General features: G+C 57.6%; 5 protein-coding genes. 4 read left to right on the top strand and 1 reads right to left on the bottom strand.

Features of this window, described 5'->3' with window-relative positions; translation table 11 throughout:
• Positions 1-107 (bottom strand): LysR family transcriptional regulator (locus tag WCA53_RS04945; RefSeq protein WP_423906272.1); only part of this gene is annotated, 107 nt, incomplete at its 3' end.
• A 106-nt stretch (positions 108-213) separates the two neighbouring features.
• Here WCA53_RS04945 and WCA53_RS04950 point away from each other — a divergent pair.
• The 4 genes from WCA53_RS04950 to WCA53_RS04965 form a co-directional block, all read left to right on the top strand.
• Positions 214-948, top strand: coding sequence for an SDR family NAD(P)-dependent oxidoreductase (locus tag WCA53_RS04950; RefSeq protein ID WP_423906260.1), 735 nt, complete (start codon positions 214-216; stop codon positions 946-948).
• Between the two features lie 75 nt (positions 949-1,023).
• Positions 1,024-1,623 (top strand): NADPH-dependent F420 reductase, encoded by a 600-nt coding sequence (locus tag WCA53_RS04955; RefSeq protein WP_423906263.1) that lies wholly within the window; start codon positions 1,024-1,026, stop codon positions 1,621-1,623.
• A gap of 49 nt (positions 1,624-1,672) precedes the next feature.
• On the top strand, positions 1,673-2,068 hold the full coding sequence (locus tag WCA53_RS04960; protein ID WP_423906266.1) for a nuclear transport factor 2 family protein: 396 nt from the start codon (positions 1,673-1,675) through the stop codon (positions 2,066-2,068).
• A 597-nt stretch (positions 2,069-2,665) separates the two neighbouring features.
• Positions 2,666-2,865, top strand: a 200-nt coding sequence (locus tag WCA53_RS04965; RefSeq protein ID WP_423906269.1) for a hypothetical protein, incomplete at its 3' end; no start/stop codon positions are given.

Below are 2,865 nucleotides of genomic sequence, written 5' to 3' on the forward strand. Positions count from 1 at the left end.
ATCGCTGACTGTGCACGCCTTAGCTCCCGTGCAGCCCCGGAAAAGCTTCCCTGGTCACACACGGCAACGAAGGCCCGAAGTTGGTTGATGGTGACGTTATCGAGCATACGTATCTAAAAAGTAGATGGTACCTATAGACATTCAGTCAATTCGCTTCATGGATCAAGAGGTCCAGAATTGTATTTCTCGCTTTTGTTTCGAAGGATGCATGACATGAACAGACTGAATGGAAAGACCGCCGTGATCACCGGTGGCGCTACCGGCATCGGCCGCGCGGCAGCGAAGCGCTTCATCGACGAGGGCGCCTTCGTCTTCATCTTCGGCCGCCGGCAGAAGGAACTCGACGCCGCTGTGGCCTACCTCGGGCCCAATGCCCGCGCGGTGAAGGGCTCGGTTTCAGATGAGGCCGACCTCGACCGACTCTACGCAGCGGTGAAGGCCGAGCGCGGAACCCTCGACATCGTATTCGCCAATGCCGGGGTGGGAAGCCAGCTTAAGCTCGGCGAGATCACCGCCAAGCACATCGACGAAACGTTCGACGTCAATGTGAAGGGTACGATCTTCACGGTCCAGAAGGCGGTGCCGCTGATGGGCGCGGGCGGTTCGATCATCCTGACCGGGTCGAGCGCCGGCACCACGGGCGCCCCGGCGTTCACCGCCTATAGCGCGAGCAAAGCGGCAGTACGCAACCTCGCGCGGACCTGGGCGGAGGACCTGAAGGGCACCGGCATCCGGGTGAACGTGCTGACGCCCGGGGCGGTCGCGACCGAACTCGCGAAGGCAGCGCTCGGCGAGGAGGGCCTGAAGGCCTACGGCTCGATGACTGCGCTCCAGCGCATGGGAGATCCGGTGGAGCTCGGGGCGGTGGCTGCCTTTCTTGCGTCGTCGGACAGCAGCTTCATGACCGGCAGCGAAGTCGCCGTCGACGGCGGCCTGGCGCAAATATAACGTACCACGCCCCTGCGGCGCTCCGCATTCGATTATTTGGAGCGCCGTACGGTTCGGTAAACTAAAGGAGAATATATGAGCTACGCAATTATCGGCTTCGGCAAGATCGGCCAGGCTCTGGCCAAGGCGTTTGCCCGCAAGGGCATCGAAGTATCCGTTGCAACCACGCGCGACCCGGAAAGCTTTGCATCCGCTGCGGCCACGATCGGACCCACGATTATCCCCAAAAAACTAGCGGATGCCGTCAGGGCTGACATCGTCCTTTTGGCTGTCCGTTACGAGTCGCACCAGGATGTCGCGAAGGCGCTGCCCACTTGGACGGGCAAGATCATCATTGATGTGACCAATGCCTACGGCGTGTCCCCTGAGGAACTGGGAGGACAGCCTTCTTCCAAGGTCGTCGCGCAGGCCTTCACTGGTGCAAGACTGGTTAGGGGCTTCAACCATTTGGGCGCTGCCGTCCTTGACCAAGATCCGGCCGTACATGGTGGCAGGAGAGTCGTGTTTCTAGCGAGCGACGATGACGGCGCCGCAGCGGAGATTGGTGCGCTTGCGGAAAATCTCGGTTTCTCGCCGATCAAACTTGGCGGGCTTTCCGAAGGTGGACTGCTTGTGCAGGCGCGCGGCAATAGCTGGGGTCAACTGATCTTTAAGGACTTGGTCAAGTTCGACTAATGAATCGTGATCGCGAATTTTGATGCGATCCTGCAATGGAGAGATGTCGATGAGCACGCAAGAGAATGTCCAGATTGTGAAGGATTTTTTTGCAGCAATGGGCCGCGGCGATGAGCAAGGTCTGTTGGCGATTTCTGCCGAAGACATTGAGTGGATCATTCCGGGCGAGTGGCCGCTGGCCGGCACGCACTACGGACACGCCGGGTTGGCGGGCTTGCTTCAGAAGGCTTCGGAAATGGTGGAAACGTCATACCCAGAGCCTCCCGAATTCGTAGAGCAAGGCGACCGGGTTCTGGTCGTTGGCTTCGCCACGGGCAGAGTCAAAGCCACGAACAGGACGTTCGACGACCATTGGGTCTTCGCCATTACCGTTCGAAATGGCAAAGTGACGAACATCCGGGAGTACATCGACACGCTTGCACTGGCGCGGGCCTTCGAAACTTAAGGCTGAAGCTGGCGATGAATCTAACAACAATAGTCAATCCGTTGGGTCGAACTGAGTATGTGGAAGTCGCAGGCAGGCACGTTAGTGCGAGTACTTTCCCCGACTACTGCCCGATGCGGTCGACCCTGAGAGGTCAGTGGTCTTGCTCGGCAACGGTCATTCAGCAGACTACGTTATGACCTCGGCGGAGGGTGGTACGCGGACACGAGACAGAACGCACGGTTGCGCATCCATTGCACGCTCAAAACGAGCGAAATCAACAATACTTAAGTAACTGAAGCAGAGTGGATCTGTTAAGCCGTTGGTTTTACACGGCTCGGCCACAAACACACGCCAGCGACCAACAAGATGACAACGCAAACAGAACCAAGCTTGTAGATTCCCGGCCAAGTCGTGTCGAGCACTGCACCCGCCATGAGAGTTGCAGTCGCGGGATCTTGAGGATCGAACCAGACAGTGACAACGCCAACCGGGTATCGTCATTCGACGTAATTCTGTCAATCCGGAATCCTTGCCCAGCAACGACGGAGCGCCGAAAATTGACAGATTTAATCGCACTCGGACCGACATAAATTAGTCAATTCGCCTTAGTGCGACATGAATTTGTCAATTGGCGTTTGGGTCAAAACCCGAAACCTGATCGACGAGAAAAAGCTCAAATTCTCTCGACAGTGGGTGGGCATCACCTTTGAAACCGCCCTGCGATTGCGCATCCAGCGTGACAAGCCTAGCGAGAAGCGGGACGGCTTGACATTCAAGGTTGAGATTAAGCGGCCAACCTTAACAGACAGCGGGCG

This window comes from Caballeronia sp. (genome assembly GCF_049581465.1).
Classification (GTDB): Bacteria; Pseudomonadota; Gammaproteobacteria; order Burkholderiales; family Burkholderiaceae; genus Caballeronia.

Excerpts from the sequence above, each read along its gene's own strand:
- WCA53_RS04950 (WP_423906260.1), top strand. The coding sequence starts at position 214 with ATGAACAGACTGAATGGAAAGACCGCCGTGATCACCGGTGGCGCTACC.
- WCA53_RS04955 (WP_423906263.1), top strand. The coding sequence starts at position 1,024 with ATGAGCTACGCAATTATCGGCTTCGGCAAGATCGGCCAGGCTCTGGCC.
- WCA53_RS04960 (WP_423906266.1), top strand. The coding sequence starts at position 1,673 with ATGAGCACGCAAGAGAATGTCCAGATTGTGAAGGATTTTTTTGCAGCA.